This is a genomic window from Pseudomonas sp. Pse35, from assembly GCF_024519715.1.
Classification (GTDB): Bacteria; Pseudomonadota; Gammaproteobacteria; order Pseudomonadales; family Pseudomonadaceae; genus Aquipseudomonas; species Aquipseudomonas paracarnis.
Window position 1 is genome coordinate 12,218 of sequence record NZ_JALJRP010000003.1, and the last position, 14,995, is coordinate 27,212.

Consider the following 14,995-nt stretch of genomic DNA (forward strand, 5'->3'; position numbering starts at 1 on the left):
CCTGCCTGCGAGCAAGCGCCGTCGCGCCATCCTTATAAGCTTTTCAGCCCTTTCTGACCAAAGAACCACGCTTTTCCTACTGAGCGCTACACTCATTTTCAGGCTGCCTGGTCACGACACCCACCGCACCATTCGGCCAACGCAAGGAGGCTTGATGAACGATGAGCTGCAACACCTGAAAAACCTTGGCAAGACGTCAGCGCAGTGGCTGCATGCGGTGGGCATCCACAGCGCGTCCGACTTGCGTCGGCTAGGGGCGGTCGACGCGTACCGAGCCGTGCGCACGCGCGGGTTTCGAGCTTCGAAGGTTCTGCTGTATGCCATTGAAGGGGCATTGATGGATGTGCACTGGAACGACATACCCACGGAGCGCAAGGAGGCCTTGAACCGTCAGTTGGAAGCGATCTCAGTACATCAGAAGAACTAGAGCGGCACTCAAACCCAGTGTTGATGGGCATTGCAAACGAGCGTTTGAGAAAACTGGATGAAGCAGGAAAACAAATGTTGACTCTCAAATGAGAATCGTTATGATTATCACAACTGGTCGCGAGATCAGCCGATAACTGAAAGACCATTGGTTCGGACTCTCAGATTATCTCCTCATCAGGCTAATCACGGTTATTTGACCCGGCTCTTGCCGGGTCTTTTTTTGCCCGCGAATTAACCGGCCTTAACGCGCAATGATCAACGGATGCCCACGCTCCGGATGCGGCTGTACCAATACATCCAGACCGAATACAGCCTTCAGTGGCTCTGGTTGCAGGACTTTAGAGGGCGTATCCAACGCGTGGGGGCGGCCGTTTTCCAGCAACAGGATCCGGTCGCAGTAGCGCGCCGCCAGGTTCAAATCATGCAGGATGACCAGCACCGCAGCGCCTCTGTCGGCAAAATGTCGGATAGCTTGCAAGGTGGTGTGTTGGTGCAGAGGGTCGAGCATTGATGTGGGCTCATCCAGCAGCAACGTCTGCCCTGCCTCACCCGGCCATAACTGCGCCAATACCCGTGCCAGGTGCACACGCTGCCGCTCGCCACCCGACAAGGCCAAGTAACTGCGGCCACTCAGGTGGCCTACATCAGCAGCCTGCAGCGCGGCGTTGATGATTTCGTCGTCGCGCAATCGCCCGGTCTGATGAGGCAAGCGGCCCATGCCCACCACCTCTTCGACACGAAAGGCAAAGTCCAGGGTGGAGGATTGTGGCAGCACCGCCAGGCGCTGGGCACGCTGCACACCGGTCATGTGCTTGAGCGCCTGCTGATCCAGCCAGACCTTGCCCTGATCCGGCTGCAACTCCCCGCACAGTGCCCCAAGCAAGGTACTTTTGCCGGCGCCATTGGGGCCCAGCACGCCCAGCACTTCGCCCGGCAATAGGTCCAAGGTGACATCGGCCAGCACAGTCTTACCACCGCGCCGGATCTGCAATGCTTCTACCCGCAACATCAGGCGCGCCCTCGTAACAATAAATAGAGGAAAAACGGCGCACCGATAAACGCAGTGACAATACCGATCGGCAGTTCCGCCGGCGCCAACGCCAGGCGCGCCACCAGATCCGCAAACAACAGCAGGCTCGCGCCCGCCAACACCGAGGCCGGTAACAACACCCGATGATCCGGCCCCGCCAGCAGCCGCACCAGATGCGGCACCACCAACCCGACAAAACCAATCATGCCCGCCGCTGCCACTGCGGCGCCAACGCCCAAGGCCGTGCAGAAGACCAACTCGCGCTTGAGCCCCTCGACATCAATACCCAAATGGTTGGCCTCGGACTCACCCAGCAACAGCGCGTTCAGCGCCTTGGCCCGGCGCGGCAACCACAGCGCCCCCCCTGCACTCACCAGCAGCAAGGGCCACAACCGCGAATAACTTGCGCCATTGAGGCTACCCAGGTTCCAGAACGTCAGGGTGCGCAAGGTGGCATCGTCCGCCAGATAGGTAAACAGGCCCACGGTCGAACTGGCCAGGGCCGTCAGCGCGATACCGGCAAGCAACATCGTCGCGACATTGGTCTGGCCATTGCGACGCCCCAGGCGATAGACCAATGCCGTGACGCCCAGGCCACCGAGAAATGCGCACAGCGACAACAGATACGGCCCGAAAGCATCCGGCAGCCCGCCAAAGAGCGAGCCACCGACAATCGCCACCGCCGCTCCCAGCGCGGCACCGCTGGATACCCCTACCAAGCCAGGGTCGGCCAGCGGGTTGCGGAACAACCCCTGCATCGCCACGCCCGACAACGCCAGCACACCGCCGACCGCCAGCCCCAACAGGGTTCGCGGCAGGCGAATCTGCCCCAGGATCAACTCGGCCTGCTCCAACCCCTGGGCCTCAATCGGTAAGCCCATCAGCCTTAACGCAGCCCTGAGCGTGTCCACTAACGGCAGGCTGACCGGCCCCAGTGCCAATGAGAGCCAGATCGCCAATACACACAGCAGCGACAGCCCGATAAACAGCGTTTTTGGCTTAACCAGAGTGGTCATGGAGCAGGCTTAGGCTGGGACGGATAAAAACCGGCAGACAGTTTCTCCAGGCTTTGCGGCAATCGGGGCCCAAGGCCGCCTACCAGCAAGGTCGGATCCAACTCAAACACGCGGCGACTCTTGGCTGCCGGCGTAGAGGCAAGGATCGGGTTTTCTTTGAACAAGGCTGCCCGCGCCGCGTCACCGGTCAGGGCGCGATCAGCAAATACCAGCACCTCAGGGCTCAACCCTGCCAGCGATTCGACGGAAAACGGCTTGTATCCCACATGCGTGGCGAGATTACGCCCCCCAGCCTGCTGCAACATCCAATCAGCGGCGGTGTCCTTGCCCGCGATCAGCGGCTTGCCACCGGCATGGCCGAGCAGCAACAGCACGCCTGGAGCTTTTTGTGTGGCCTGGGCCTTGGCCACCCAATTTTTTTGCTGTGCCAGCGCCTGCTCATACACGGCAAACAAGGCATTAGCCTGGTCCTCACTGCCGAGTAGTTTCCCCAGGTGTGCAAGGTTGCCTTTGAGCGTGGGCAAATCCGGCTGGGCCGAGAACATATCCACCTGCACCCCGGCACTGCGAATCTGCGCCAGCACCGGCGGAGGCCCCATTTCCTCCGTGCCCACAAGGATTTGCGGACGCAGGCTGAGAATGCCTTCGGCCGACAACTGCCGCTGGTAACCAATGCTCGGCAAGGCCTTGAGCGAGGCGGGATGCTGACTGGTGGTATCCACTCCCACCAACTTCGATTCACCGCCCAGGGCCGTCACCCACTCCGACAGCGCCCCACCGGCACTCACCCAGCGTTGCGGCAGTTCAGAGGCGTGCGCCCCAGGGTTGACCAGCAGTGAGGCAACAAGCGCAATAGCGCTGGTACTCAGGCGCATAACAGGGTTTCCTTCCTAGGGCAGGGCCACTCAAGCACTCATTGATGTGACAGATAACCCCTGCCAGGCATCGTATTGAGCACCCAGTCAGCTGACGGGCGAAGCGGGCATTTGATAATTGTTTGCATTTGAACGTCAAGGCACTTAAGGATTGAAATGAAGTTTCTCTGCACCTCAGGCGACCTCGCCCCCAACAGCAGCCGCGGTTTTGATATCGATGGCCACAGGCTGTTGGCGGTGCGTCGGGACGGCATTGCGTACTTCTATCTCAACCACTGCCCCCATCGTGGTATCCCGCTGGAATGGCAACCTGATCGCTTCCTCGACGACAGCGCCAGCCTGATCCAATGCGCCACCCATGGCGCATTGTTTCTGATTGAAAGCGGCGAGTGCATCGCCGGGCCCTGCGCAGGCCAACACCTCACTGCCCTGCCCGGCCGTGAAGACGAACAAGGATTGTGGGTCGATCTCTAATCGCCCAGCAGCACTTTCAGCCGACGCTCGACGTAAATCTCCTGAGGCGTGACCCGTACGCCGTAGGCCAGCACCTCCACACCTGCGGCCTTGGCCTCACGTAGCGCCGCCGCATAACCGGCGTCGATTTCCACCGCCGGGCGCACCGCGTCGATCCCCGACAGGTTCACGCAATACAGCTGCACCGCCCGTATACCGTCGCGCGCCAGGTGGGCCAGCTCACGCAAGTGCTTGGCACCGCGCTGCGTCACCGCATCGGGGAAAGCCGCCACTGAGCTGCCATCAAAGCCCAGGGTGACGCTTTTGACCTCGACAAACGCAGCGCCCTGGGGGTAATCCAGGCGAAAGTCGATGCGGCTTTTCTCCTGGCCATAAGGCACCTCACGCTTCAACGCAGTAAAGCCGTTGAGCTCAGTGATCACACCGGCCAGCAAGGCTTCTTCCACCAACTGGTTGGCACGCGCGGTGTTGACGCACGCCAGCCGGCCCTGGGGCGTTTCGGCAATTTCCCACGTGCCAGGCAGCTTGCGCTTGGGATCCGTAGAACGGCTGAACCAGACCTGGCCACCTTCGACCATGCAGTTGAGCATCGAACCGGTGTTAGGGCAGTGAATGGTGAGTAACTCGCCGGTAACGGTTTCGATATCGGTGAGAAAGCGCTTGTAGCGGCGGATCAGCCGCCCTTCTTCAAGAGGAGGATTAAAACGCATCAGCCTTGCCAACTCCGCAAACCACGGGCAATCCGCTCCACCGCTTCTTGCAGCCGATCGAGGTTTTGCGTGTAGGCAAAACGCACATGGTGCCCCGCCTGGTAGCGACCGAAATCCAACCCGGGCGTAAAGGCCACATGCTCGGTTTCGAGGAAATGACGGCAAAACGCGAAGGCATCGCCGCCGAACGCGCTGATATCGGCATACAGATAAAAGGCTCCTTCGGGCTCCACGGCGATACCGAACCCCAGCTCACGCAGGGCCGGCAGCAGGAAGTCACGGCGGCGACCAAATTCGGCACGGCGCTGCTCAAGAATCTCCAGGGTTTGCGGGGTGAAACAGGCCAAGGCGGCATGCTGGGCCATGCTTGGCGCACTGATGTAGAGGTTCTGCGCCAATTTCTCCAGTTCACCCACCGCTTCAGGGGGGGCCACCAGCCAACCGAGGCGCCAGCCGGTCATGCCGAAATACTTCGAAAAACTATTCAGGACAAAGGCGTCATCATCGACTTCCAGCACGCTGGCGGCGTCGGTGCCGTAGGTGAGTCCGTGATAAATCTCGTCGACCACCAGGTGACCGTTGCGCGCCTTGATGGCGCCCGACAGCCCAGCCAACTCGTCCCGGGTGAGGATCGTGCCGGTGGGGTTGGCGGGCGATGCCACCAATGCACCGACACTGTCCTGGTCCCAATGCCTGGCCACCAGATCGGCGGTCAACTGGTAGCGTACGTCTGGGCCGACCGGCACCAACTGCGCCGCGCCTTCCACAAGGCGCAGGAAGTGCCGGTTGCAGGGGTAGCCTGGGTCCGCCAGCAGCCAGTGCTTACCCGGATCCACCAGCAAGCTGCTGGCCAGCAATAACGCGCCGGAGCCACCGGGGGTGACCAGGATGCGCTGCGGGTCGATGCTCAAACCGTAGCGTTGCTGGTAGAAACCACTGATGGCTTCGCGCAACTCCGGCAAGCCACGGGCGGCGGTGTAGCGCGTCTTACCGTTTGCCAACGCGGCTTGGCCGGCCTGGATGATCGGTTCGGCGGTGGTGAAGTCAGGCTCGCCGATTTCCAGGTGGATCACGTCGTGACCGGCGGCCTGCAGCTCATTGGCACGCGCCAGTAACGCCATGACATGAAAAGGTTCGATGGCGCGACTACGCGCACTGTAGGGCTGAGCCATTAGCCTTCCTTAGACGGTGAGGACAAAATCTGGATTCTACCGAACCCTCACGGTAAAACATGCTCTATTGCCTGATTGGGGCTGCAAGTGCACCCTGCGCGCGCTCGTAAAACAGCTAAAATCAACATTCGAGGCGATACATACCCAGTCATGGCGGGCTGCTGCGGTTTACAACCCCTTTGCCTTGGGCCTCGACAACCGGGAGTAGCGCACCCTGAATCTATCTGGTAAGTTCGCCCGCTTGCAGCCGCAGGGCCGGCAGGTGTCGGTGACGTTGCAATCCTGCGCAATGGATTAGAAGAGTGAGAGGCGGTCTATTCATGTCCACCCAAGCAAAGCAACAGCAGACTCAAGGCCTCGGCGGCTTCGAACCCTATGTCGAAAAAAAGGGCGAGGAGTACATGGGCGAGCCCATGCGCGAGCACTTCACCAAGATCCTCAACAAGTGGAAACAGGACTTGATGCAGGAAGTCGACCGTACGGTTGACCATATGAAGGATGAAGCGGCCAACTTCCCTGACCCGGCCGATCGCGCCAGCCAGGAAGAAGAGTTCGCCCTCGAACTGCGCGCCCGCGATCGCGAGCGCAAGTTGATCAAGAAGATCGACAAGACCCTGCAACTGATCAAAGACGAAGAATACGGCTGGTGTGAATCCTGCGGCGTCGAAATCGGTATTCGCCGACTGGAAGCCCGTCCAACCGCGGACCTGTGCGTAGACTGCAAGACCTTGGCTGAAATCAAGGAAAAACAGGTCGGCAAGTAACTTTGCCGAGCTGAACGAATGGAGCGTGCGAACGCTCCATTTTTGTTTCTGGCGTTTACCGGTTATGCAGTAGTATCCGGGCCATGACAGCCTCTACCTATATTGGGCGTTTCGCCCCCACACCCAGCGGCCATTTGCACTTCGGTTCCCTGGTTGCCGCCCTCGCCTCCTACCTCGATGCACGCGCCCACCACGGCCGTTGGTTGATGCGCATGGAAGACCTTGACCCTCCCCGTGAAGAGCCCGGCGCTCAGGCGGCGATCCTGCATGCGCTGGAAAGCTATGGCTTTGAATGGGATGGCGAACTGGTTCGCCAGAGCGAGCGGCATGATGCCTACGCTAAAGTGCTCAACGACCTGTTCAACCACGGCCTGGCCTACGCCTGCACCTGCTCGCGCAAGCAATTGGAGCCCTACAACGGGATTTACCCAGGCTTGTGCCGCAATGCCGGCCACGAACAGCAGGATGCCGCGATCCGCCTGCGCGTGCCCGAGTTGGAATATCACTTTGTCGACCGCGTCCAGGGCGAGTTCCGGCAACATCTGGGGCGCGATGCCGGCGACTTCATCATTCGTCGGCGCGATGGCCTCTACGCCTACCAACTGGCGGTGGTGCTCGACGACGCCTGGCAAGGTGTAACCGATATCGTACGCGGCGCCGACCTGCTCGACTCCACGCCGCGCCAGCTTTACTTGCAAGAACTGCTCGGCCTGCGCCAACCCCGTTACTTGCACGTGCCGCTGATCGTGCAGCCAGACGGCAACAAGCTGGGCAAGTCCTACCGCTCTCCACCGTTGACAGCCGACCAGGCCACGCCTTTGCTGCTCAGAGCGCTGCGTGCCCTTGGCCAACAGCCCGACGCGCAGTTGCAGTACGCCAGCCCACGAGAACTGCTGGATTGGGGCATTGCACACTGGGACGCCACCCGCATCCCGCGCACACTGACCCTGGCCGAAGCGCAATTGAGTTGAAGGCGCTTGCAGGTTGCCCATCATCCGTTAACATCGCGGCAGATTTTTAATCAGAGGCCAACATGTACATCTATCGTTTGGTCCTGCTGCTGGTCGTCGGGATCTACCTGTTCTCCCCCGCCATCATGGATTGGTGGATCGACGCCACGGGCGCCTGGTATCGCCCTTATCTGCTATGGCTGATCCTGATCGTCGTGACCTTCATCCTGCAGAGCCAAAAAGATGCCGATGAGCTTTAGTCTCACCCAGATGCTGCTGATCAGCGCCGCCTACCTGGCTGCGTTATTCGGCGTGGCCTGGATCAGTGAGCGCGGAATGATTCCGCGGGCGATCATTCGCCATCCGCTGACCTACACCTTGTCCCTGGGCGTCTACGCCAGTGCCTGGGCGTTCTACGGCACGGTGGGGCTGGCCTATCAGTACGGCTACGGCTTTCTCTCCAGTTACCTGGGGGTGTCCGGCGCGTTCCTGCTGGCGCCGGTGCTGCTGTATCCGATCCTGAAAATCACCCGGACTTACCAACTGTCCTCCCTGGCAGACCTGTTTGCCTTTCGCTTTCGCAGCACCTGGGCCGGCGCGCTGACCACCATCTTCATGTTGATCGGCGTGCTGCCGTTGCTGGCCCTGCAGATCCAGGCGGTGGCCGACTCCATCAGCATCCTGACTCGCGAGCCCGTGCAACATCGGGTTGCCCTGGCGTTCTGCGCGCTGATCACCTTGTTCACCATCTTCTTTGGTTCTCGCCATATCGCCACCCGTGAGAAACACCAGGGCCTGGTGTTTGCGATTGCCTTTGAGTCGGTCATCAAGCTGATCGCCATCGGCGGCGTCGGCCTTTACGCGCTTTACGGTGTGTTCGACGGGCCGCAACAGCTGGAGCTGTGGCTGCTGCAAAACCAGACCGCCCTCGCCGCCTTGCATACGCCATTGCAGGAAGGCCCATGGCGAACGCTGCTGCTGGTGTTCTTCGCCTCGGCGATCGTGATGCCGCACATGTACCACATGACCTTCACCGAGAACCTCAACCCGCGCTCGCTGGTCAGCGCCAGCTGGGGCTTGCCGCTGTTCCTGTTGCTGATGAGCCTGGCGGTGCCGCTGATCCTGTGGGCCGGCCTGAAACTGGGGGCCACCACCAACCCTGAGTATTTCACCCTGGGCATCGGTATTGCCGCCAACAGCCCGGCTCTGGCGCTGCTGGCCTATGTCGGGGGGTTGTCGGCCGCCAGCGGGTTGATCATCGTCACCACGCTGGCACTCTCGGGCATGGCGCTCAACCACTTGGTACTGCCGCTGTACCAGCCGCCAGCCGAGGGTAATATCTACCGTTGGTTGAAATGGACCCGACGCGCGCTGATCGTCGCGATCATCATGGCCGGCTACGCGTTTTATCTGCTGCTGGGCGCCGGGCAAGACCTGGCCAACCTCGGCATCGTCGCGTTTGTCGCCACCTTGCAGTTCCTGCCGGGCGTGTTGTCGGTGCTGTACTGGCCGACCGCCAATCGCCGTGGCTTTATTGCCGGGCTGCTGGCCGGGATCCTGGTGTGGACCGTGACCATGCTGTTACCGCTGGTCGGCAACTTGCAGGGCTTCTATATCCCGTTGCTGAACATGATTTACGTGCTGGACGACACCAGTTGGCACATGGCTGCCATCGCCTCGCTGGCCGCCAACGTACTGATGTTTACCCTGATCTCGCTGTTCACCAACGCCAGCGCCGAAGAAACCAGCGCCGCCGAAGCCTGTGCGGTGGATAACGTGCGCCGCCCGCAACGCCGCGAACTGCATGCGGCCTCGCCCCAGGAGTTCGCCACACAACTGGCCAAGCCCCTGGGTGCCAAGGCCGCACAAAAGGAAGTTGAACAGGCGCTGCGCGACCTCTACCTGCCATTTGACGAGCGCCGCCCCTATGCCCTGCGCCGCCTGCGGGACCGTATCGAAGCCAACCTGTCCGGGTTGATGGGGCCGAGCGTGTCCCAGGACATGGTGGAAACCTTCTTGCCCTACAAGGCCGGTGGCGAAAACTACGTCACCGAAGACATCCACTTCATCGAAAGCCGGCTTGAGGATTACCACTCGCGCCTCACGGGCCTGGCGGCCGAACTCGATGCCCTGCGCCGTTACCACCGCCAGACTCTGCAGGAACTGCCGATGGGCGTGTGTTCCCTGGCCAAGGACCAGGAAATCCTGATGTGGAACAAGGCCATGGAAGAACTCACCGGCATCGCCGCCCAGCGGGTGGTGGGTTCGCGCCTCAATACCCTGGGCGATCCCTGGAAAGAGCTGCTGCAGGGTTTCATCAACCTGCCAGACGAGCACTTGCACAAACAGCACTTGGCCCTCGACGGCCAGACCCGCTGGCTCAACTTGCACAAAGCGGCCATCGACGAGCCCCTGGCGCCGGGTAACAGCGGCCTGGTGCTGCTGGTAGAAGATTTGACCGATACACAGATGCTCGAAGACAAGCTGGTGCACTCCGAACGCCTGGCCAGCATTGGGCGCCTGGCCGCCGGCGTGGCTCATGAAATCGGTAACCCGATCACCGGTATCGCCTGCCTGGCGCAAAACCTGCGGGAAGAGCGTGAAGAAGACGGGGAAATCACCGAAATCAGCGGGCAAATCCTTGAACAGACCAAGCGGGTTTCACGCATCGTCCAGTCGTTGATGAGCTTTGCCCACTCCGGCGCCCATCAGAATCAGGACGAAGCGGTGTGCCTGGCCGAAGTGGCCCAGGATGCCATTGGGCTGTTGGCCTTGAACCGGCGCAATTTCGAAGTACAGTTCTTTAACCTGTGCGACCCGGACCATTGGGTCGATGGCGACTCACAACGCCTGGCCCAGGTGCTGATCAACCTGCTGTCCAACGCCCGCGACGCGTCGCCGGCCGGCAGTGCTGTACGCGTCAAGAGCGAGGCTTTCGAGCACACGGTCGACCTGATCGTGGAAGACGAAGGCAGCGGCATTCCACAGAACATCATGGACCGATTGTTCGAACCCTTCTTCACCACCAAGGACCCCGGTGAAGGTACCGGTCTGGGCCTTGCACTGGTCTATTCCATCGTTGAAGAGCATTATGGACAAATCACCATCGACAGCCCGGCTGACACACAAAGCCAACGCGGCACCCGTATCCGGGTGACCTTGCCGCGTCATGTCGAAGCGACGTCCGCTGTGAACTGAGACCGTCGAGAGAATTGAATCAATGCCGCACATTTTGATCGTCGAAGACGAAACCATTATCCGCTCTGCCTTGCGTCGCCTGCTTGAACGTAATCAGTACCAGGTCAGCGAAGCCGGCTCGGTGCAGGAAGCCCAAGAGCGATTCAGCATTCCCACGTTCGACCTGATTGTCAGTGACCTGCGCCTGCCAGGCGCCCCGGGCACCGAGCTGATCAAGCTGGGCCAGGGCACCCCGGTGCTGATCATGACCAGCTACGCCAGCCTGCGCTCGGCGGTGGACTCAATGAAGATGGGCGCGGTGGATTACATCGCCAAGCCTTTCGACCACGACGAGATGCTCCAGGCCGTGGCCCGCATCCTGCGTGACCGTGTGTCGGCCAGCAGTGCGCCTGCCGAGCCACGCCCCACCGGCAAGACCAGCGGCGCCGAAAAACCAGGCGCCAACAACAGCAATGGCGAGATCGGCATCATCGGCTCCTGCCCTCCGATGCAGGACTTGTACAGCAAGATCCGCAAGGTGGCGCCAACCGACTCCAATGTATTGATCCAGGGCGAGTCGGGCACCGGCAAAGAGCTGGTGGCCCGCGCCCTGCACAACCTGTCCAAGCGCGCCAAGGCGCCGATGATCTCGGTGAACTGCGCGGCGATCCCCGAATCCCTGATCGAGTCCGAGCTGTTCGGCCACGAGAAAGGTGCGTTCACTGGCGCCAGCGCCGGGCGTGCGGGCCTGGTGGAGGCCGCGGACGGCGGCACCTTGTTCCTTGATGAAATTGGCGAGCTGCCCCTGGAAGCCCAGGCGCGTTTGCTGCGCGTGCTGCAGGAAGGCGAAATTCGCCGGGTCGGCTCGGTGCAATCGCAGAAGGTCGATGTTCGATTGATCGCGGCGACACACCGTGACCTCAAGAGCCTGGCCAAGATCGGCCAGTTTCGTGAGGACTTGTATTACCGCCTGCATGTCATCGCGCTCAAACTGCCGGCCCTGCGCGAGCGTGGCGCCGACGTCAACGAAATCGCCAACGCGTTCCTGTTGCGTCAAGGCGCACGCATTGACCGCACCGACCTGAAGTTTGCCGCGGACGCCGAACAGGCGATCCGTCACTACTCGTGGCCAGGGAACGTGCGCGAGCTGGAGAACGCCGTCGAGCGCGCCGTGATTCTGTCGGAGAGCCCGGAGATTTCCGCCGAGTTGCTGGGCATCGACATTGAGCTCAGCGACCTGGATGACGACGACTTCATTGGCCTGTCCCCGCAGCAGGGCAGCGGTAGCAATACCAGCCATGAACCGACGGAAGATTTGTCACTGGAAGACTACTTCCAGCACTTCGTGCTCGAGCATCAGGACCATATGACCGAGACAGAGCTGGCACGCAAGCTGGGCGTGAGTCGCAAATGCCTGTGGGAACGGCGTCAGCGCCTGGGCATTCCGCGGCGCAAGACCGGGGTGGCCAGCGAAAGCTGAGGGTGCAGCCCCACAGGTAACACCTGCTGATGTGAAAAAACTGTTACCGCTGAATTTTCACGTAACAAAAGCCGGGGCTTACGGTAACGAAGCCCCGGCTTTTTTTGGCCCTCAATCTGGCGAAACCAGCCCAAACCCCCGGTTTTGCTGGACGGCGCAAAAGTTGGCACGCACCCTGCTATATGCTTAGTACAAAAACAATAACAAGCTTTGTACAAGACAATAAAAATAAGACGAATCGACTCACGCATAACAAAAACAACACGGCGGAGGCGCAGCTAACTGATTCTTTTGGAGAGGCGTTGCATTTGGGGCTTGCCCCGCAACCAGGCCGAGAACAACAAAAACTGCCCTAAGGTAGAGCCTGAACTGGTTGGATCGTAGATCAGCAACACAGCGACCAAAGCAATCCGTTTGCTCTTGGCTCCTGATTGGGAGTGTCATGAAGGAAGCTTCGTGGCGAGGGCGATCAACAAAAACAAGAAGCCCGACATCAATAATAAAAATAGAGCACGCAACTACTTCTGGGGGAGCTTCGGCTCCCCTTGTAGTTTCCGGGATTTGACCTTCAAACGCTTATGGCGCAATGCCTTTAGCTTGTTCCTACACCATCCCCTGACTAAATGCTAGAATCCCCGCCCATCATGCGGTCATTCTTCGTTATGGCCGAACATTCCTTCAAACAGTGCATCCCATGCTGAAGAAGTTGTTCCAGTCATTCCGTTCTCCCTTGCGTCGAACGCAACACAAACGCAGCACGCCTGAAGTGCTCAATAGCAGCCAGCATTCGCTGCAGCGCGCTCAATTCAGCCGTTATGCAGTGAACATCGTCGAACGTTTGCAGAACGCCGGCTACCAGGCCTACCTGGTGGGTGGTTGCGTACGCGACATGCTGCTCAACATCACGCCCAAGGATTTCGACGTCGCCACCAGCGCCACGCCTGAACAAGTGCGCGCCGAGTTTCGTAATGCACGAATCATCGGCCGGCGCTTCAAGCTGGTGCATATCCACTTTGGTCGCGAAATCATCGAGGTCGCAACGTTCCGCGCCGGTCACCCACAAAACGATGAAGAGGAGGACACTAACCAGTCTTCCCGCAACGAGAGCGGGCGCATCCTGCGCGATAACGTGTATGGCACCCTGGAAGAGGACGCCCAACGTCGCGACTTCACCATCAACGCCTTGTATTACGACCCGGTCAGCGAGCGCATCCTCGATTACGCCAACGGCGTACACGACATTCGCAACAACCTGATCCGGCTGATCGGCGATCCTACGCAGCGCTACCAGGAAGACCCGGTGCGCATGCTGCGTGCCGTGCGATTCGCCGCCAAGCTCAACTTCGGCATCGAAAAACACACCGCCGCGCCGATTCGCGAACTGGCGCCGATGCTGCGGGAAATCCCCTCGGCACGCCTGTTTGAGGAAGTGCTCAAGCTGTTCCTTTCGGGCTACGCCGCCGACACCTTTGAAATGCTGGTGGACCTGCAGTTGTTCGACCCCCTGTTCCCGGCCAGCGCCGAGGCCTTGGAGTACAACCCGACGTACACCCACACCTTGATCAGCGAAGCCTTGATCAACACCGACCTGCGCATCAAGCAGAACAAACCGGTGACCCCGGCGTTCCTGTTTGCCGCCTTGTTGTGGCCGGCCCTGCCCAAACGCGTACTGCGCCTGCAGGACCGTGGCATGCCGCCGATCCCGGCCATGCAGGAAGCGGCTCACGAGCTGATCGCCGAACAGTGCCAACGCATCGCCATCCCTAAACGTTTCACCATGCCGATCCGCGAAATCTGGGACATGCAGGAGCGCCTGCCACGCCGCAGCGGCAAGCGCGCCGATCTGTTGCTGGACAACCCGCGCTTCCGTGCCGGCTACGACTTCCTGCTGCTACGTGAAAGCGCGGGCGAGCAGACCGATGGCCTGGGCGAATGGTGGACCGATTATCAGGACGCCAATGACAGCCAGCGCCGCGAAATGATTCGTGAGCTGGGCAGCAAAGGCGATAGCGCCGGCGAAGGGCCGAAAAAGCGTCGCCGTAGCGGCACCAAGCGTAAACGCAGCAGTGCCGATGCCTCGGGCGCTGCGGGCGAATAAACGTGGAACGTATCTACATCGGCATGGGTAGCAACCTGGCTGCCCCGGAGCAACAATTGCGCAGCGCGATCGAGGCGCTAGCGCAACTGCCTGGCACCCACCTCGCCGGTGTGTCCGCCTTCTATCAAAGCGATTCACTGCTGCCAGGCCAACCGCGCTACACCAACGCCGTTGCGGCGCTGGACAGTCGCCTGGCGCCATTGGACCTGCTTGATGCGCTGCAAGCCATCGAGAACGATCAGGGCCGCGAACGCCTGGAACGCTGGGGCCCGCGCACCTTGGACCTGGATATCCTGCTGTTCGGTGATCGCCTGATCGACGAGCCGCGCCTCAAGGTGCCGCATTACCAGATGCATCTGCGCGCGTTTGTGCTGTATCCGTTGGCTGAGTTGGCGCCAGCCGACCTGCAGCTGCCTGACGGCCAGCGTTTGAGCGACCTGCTCACCGCCTGCCCGTTCGTCGGCCTGGAACGCCTCCCTCAAGAATGACCCGGTCAATGTGGGAGCTGACTTGCCTGCGATGCAAGCGACCCGGTGTATCAGCCACACCGAGGTGATGCCATCGCAGGCAAGCCAGCTCCCACATTGGATTCAGTGCGGCCAAAACCCGTGCTCAACTTGCTGAATCGCGTCAGTAACAGCGGTAACATCTCCATCGTAACAATGCGGTAACACATCCAATTGACTTCCCGTGTCCTCCTCACGACTATAGGCGTCCCGCTGCCGCCAACCCGGCGCGACAGGGCGCAATCCAGGCCTTATAAGCACTGCTTTCAAGACAGTGCGCCTGTATAAACGAAGACTCACGCGCGTTACTCGCT

14 protein-coding genes are annotated in these 14,995 nt (G+C 60.5%); 9 read left to right on the plus strand and 5 right to left on the minus strand.

Going from position 1 to position 14,995, the window contains the following annotated elements:
* Window positions 1-154 precede the first annotated feature (154 nt).
* The gene (locus OC445_RS02365) at window positions 155-427 is read left to right on the plus strand and encodes a TfoX/Sxy family protein (protein ID WP_003194139.1); all 273 of its coding nucleotides are present in this window, start codon (window positions 155-157) and stop codon (window positions 425-427) included.
* Window positions 428-670: 243 nt separating this feature from the next.
* On the opposite strand, the gene OC445_RS02370 is transcribed toward OC445_RS02365, so the two are convergent.
* Genes OC445_RS02370 through OC445_RS02380 form a run of 3 tightly spaced genes read right to left on the minus strand, consistent with a single transcriptional unit; the run spans window position 671 to window position 3,350 of the window.
* Entirely contained in the window at window positions 671-1,438 is a 768-nt protein-coding gene (locus tag OC445_RS02370; protein WP_054898033.1) for a heme ABC transporter ATP-binding protein, read from the minus strand.
* The gene (locus tag OC445_RS02375) at window positions 1,438-2,475 is read right to left on the minus strand and encodes a FecCD family ABC transporter permease (RefSeq protein ID WP_198790949.1); all 1,038 of its coding nucleotides are present in this window, start codon (window positions 2,473-2,475) and stop codon (window positions 1,438-1,440) included. The genes OC445_RS02370 and OC445_RS02375 overlap by 1 nt, the downstream gene beginning before the upstream one ends.
* A complete protein-coding gene (locus OC445_RS02380; RefSeq protein ID WP_236280463.1) occupies window positions 2,472-3,350 on the minus strand; it encodes a hemin ABC transporter substrate-binding protein in 879 nt (292 codons plus the stop codon). The genes OC445_RS02375 and OC445_RS02380 overlap by 4 nt, the downstream gene beginning before the upstream one ends.
* 156 nt (window positions 3,351-3,506) lie before the next feature.
* Here OC445_RS02380 and OC445_RS02385 point away from each other — a divergent pair, with 156 nt between their 5' ends.
* Complete coding sequence (locus tag OC445_RS02385) at window positions 3,507-3,824, plus strand: Rieske (2Fe-2S) protein (protein ID WP_198790947.1); 318 nt, start codon at window positions 3,507-3,509, stop codon at window positions 3,822-3,824.
* On the opposite strand, the gene sfsA is transcribed toward OC445_RS02385, so the two are convergent.
* Window positions 3,821-4,534: a DNA/RNA nuclease SfsA gene (gene sfsA, locus OC445_RS02390; RefSeq protein WP_014719939.1), complete on the minus strand. Its 714-nt coding sequence runs from the start codon at window positions 4,532-4,534 to the stop codon at window positions 3,821-3,823. The two genes, OC445_RS02385 and sfsA, sit on opposite strands and share 4 nt — an antisense overlap.
* Window positions 4,534-5,706: a pyridoxal phosphate-dependent aminotransferase gene (locus OC445_RS02395; protein WP_054898029.1), complete on the minus strand. Its 1,173-nt coding sequence runs from the start codon at window positions 5,704-5,706 to the stop codon at window positions 4,534-4,536. The genes sfsA and OC445_RS02395 overlap by 1 nt, the downstream gene beginning before the upstream one ends.
* Window positions 5,707-6,026: 320 nt before the next feature.
* Between OC445_RS02395 and dksA the strand changes: the two genes are divergently transcribed.
* The 7 genes from dksA (at window position 6,027) to folK (ending at window position 14,663) form a co-directional block, all read left to right on the plus strand.
* Window positions 6,027-6,470, plus strand: coding sequence for an RNA polymerase-binding protein DksA (gene dksA / locus OC445_RS02400; protein WP_003194150.1), 444 nt, complete (start codon window positions 6,027-6,029; stop codon window positions 6,468-6,470).
* Between the two features lie 83 nt (window positions 6,471-6,553).
* On the plus strand, window positions 6,554-7,441 hold the full coding sequence (gene gluQRS, locus OC445_RS02405) for a tRNA glutamyl-Q(34) synthetase GluQRS (protein WP_034127016.1): 888 nt from the start codon (window positions 6,554-6,556) through the stop codon (window positions 7,439-7,441).
* Between the two features lie 62 nt (window positions 7,442-7,503).
* Window positions 7,504-7,680: a hypothetical protein gene (locus OC445_RS02410; RefSeq protein ID WP_003176118.1), complete on the plus strand. Its 177-nt coding sequence runs from the start codon at window positions 7,504-7,506 to the stop codon at window positions 7,678-7,680.
* Window positions 7,664-10,618 carry a sensor histidine kinase gene (locus tag OC445_RS02415; protein WP_003194154.1) on the plus strand — a complete coding sequence of 985 codons (2,955 nt, stop codon included), beginning with the start codon at window positions 7,664-7,666 and terminating at the stop codon, window positions 10,616-10,618. Before OC445_RS02410 ends, OC445_RS02415 begins: the two co-directional genes overlap by 17 nt.
* 22 nt (window positions 10,619-10,640) lie before the next feature.
* Entirely contained in the window at window positions 10,641-12,077 is a 1,437-nt protein-coding gene (locus OC445_RS02420) for a sigma-54-dependent transcriptional regulator (RefSeq protein ID WP_057975463.1), read from the plus strand.
* A gap of 694 nt (window positions 12,078-12,771) precedes the next feature.
* Window positions 12,772-14,175, plus strand: coding sequence for a polynucleotide adenylyltransferase PcnB (locus OC445_RS02425; RefSeq protein ID WP_003194157.1), 1,404 nt, complete (start codon window positions 12,772-12,774; stop codon window positions 14,173-14,175).
* 2 nt (window positions 14,176-14,177) lie between these two features.
* Window positions 14,178-14,663, plus strand: coding sequence for a 2-amino-4-hydroxy-6-hydroxymethyldihydropteridine diphosphokinase (gene folK, locus OC445_RS02430; RefSeq protein ID WP_198790946.1), 486 nt, complete (start codon window positions 14,178-14,180; stop codon window positions 14,661-14,663).
* Window positions 14,664-14,995: the final 332 nt, after the last annotated feature.

What these genes read in the sequence shown, in the direction of transcription:
- OC445_RS02420 (WP_057975463.1), top strand. Translation starts at nt 10,641, where the DNA reads ATGCCGCACATTTTGATCGTCGAAGACGAAACCATTATCCGCTCTGCC.
- sfsA (WP_014719939.1), bottom strand. Translation starts at nt 4,534, where the DNA reads ATGCGTTTTAATCCTCCTCTTGAAGAAGGGCGGCTGATCCGCCGCTAC.
- OC445_RS02410 (WP_003176118.1), top strand. Translation starts at nt 7,504, where the DNA reads ATGTACATCTATCGTTTGGTCCTGCTGCTGGTCGTCGGGATCTACCTG.
- OC445_RS02395 (WP_054898029.1), bottom strand. Translation starts at nt 5,706, where the DNA reads ATGGCTCAGCCCTACAGTGCGCGTAGTCGCGCCATCGAACCTTTTCAT.
- OC445_RS02370 (WP_054898033.1), bottom strand. Translation starts at nt 1,438, where the DNA reads ATGTTGCGGGTAGAAGCATTGCAGATCCGGCGCGGTGGTAAGACTGTG.
- OC445_RS02385 (WP_198790947.1), top strand. Translation starts at nt 3,507, where the DNA reads ATGAAGTTTCTCTGCACCTCAGGCGACCTCGCCCCCAACAGCAGCCGC.
- OC445_RS02365 (WP_003194139.1), top strand. Translation starts at nt 155, where the DNA reads ATGAACGATGAGCTGCAACACCTGAAAAACCTTGGCAAGACGTCAGCG.
- OC445_RS02415 (WP_003194154.1), top strand. Translation starts at nt 7,664, where the DNA reads ATGCCGATGAGCTTTAGTCTCACCCAGATGCTGCTGATCAGCGCCGCC.
- gluQRS (WP_034127016.1), top strand. Translation starts at nt 6,554, where the DNA reads ATGACAGCCTCTACCTATATTGGGCGTTTCGCCCCCACACCCAGCGGC.
- OC445_RS02425 (WP_003194157.1), top strand. Translation starts at nt 12,772, where the DNA reads ATGCTGAAGAAGTTGTTCCAGTCATTCCGTTCTCCCTTGCGTCGAACG.
- OC445_RS02375 (WP_198790949.1), bottom strand. Translation starts at nt 2,475, where the DNA reads ATGACCACTCTGGTTAAGCCAAAAACGCTGTTTATCGGGCTGTCGCTG.
- OC445_RS02380 (WP_236280463.1), bottom strand. Translation starts at nt 3,350, where the DNA reads ATGCGCCTGAGTACCAGCGCTATTGCGCTTGTTGCCTCACTGCTGGTC.
- dksA (WP_003194150.1), top strand. Translation starts at nt 6,027, where the DNA reads ATGTCCACCCAAGCAAAGCAACAGCAGACTCAAGGCCTCGGCGGCTTC.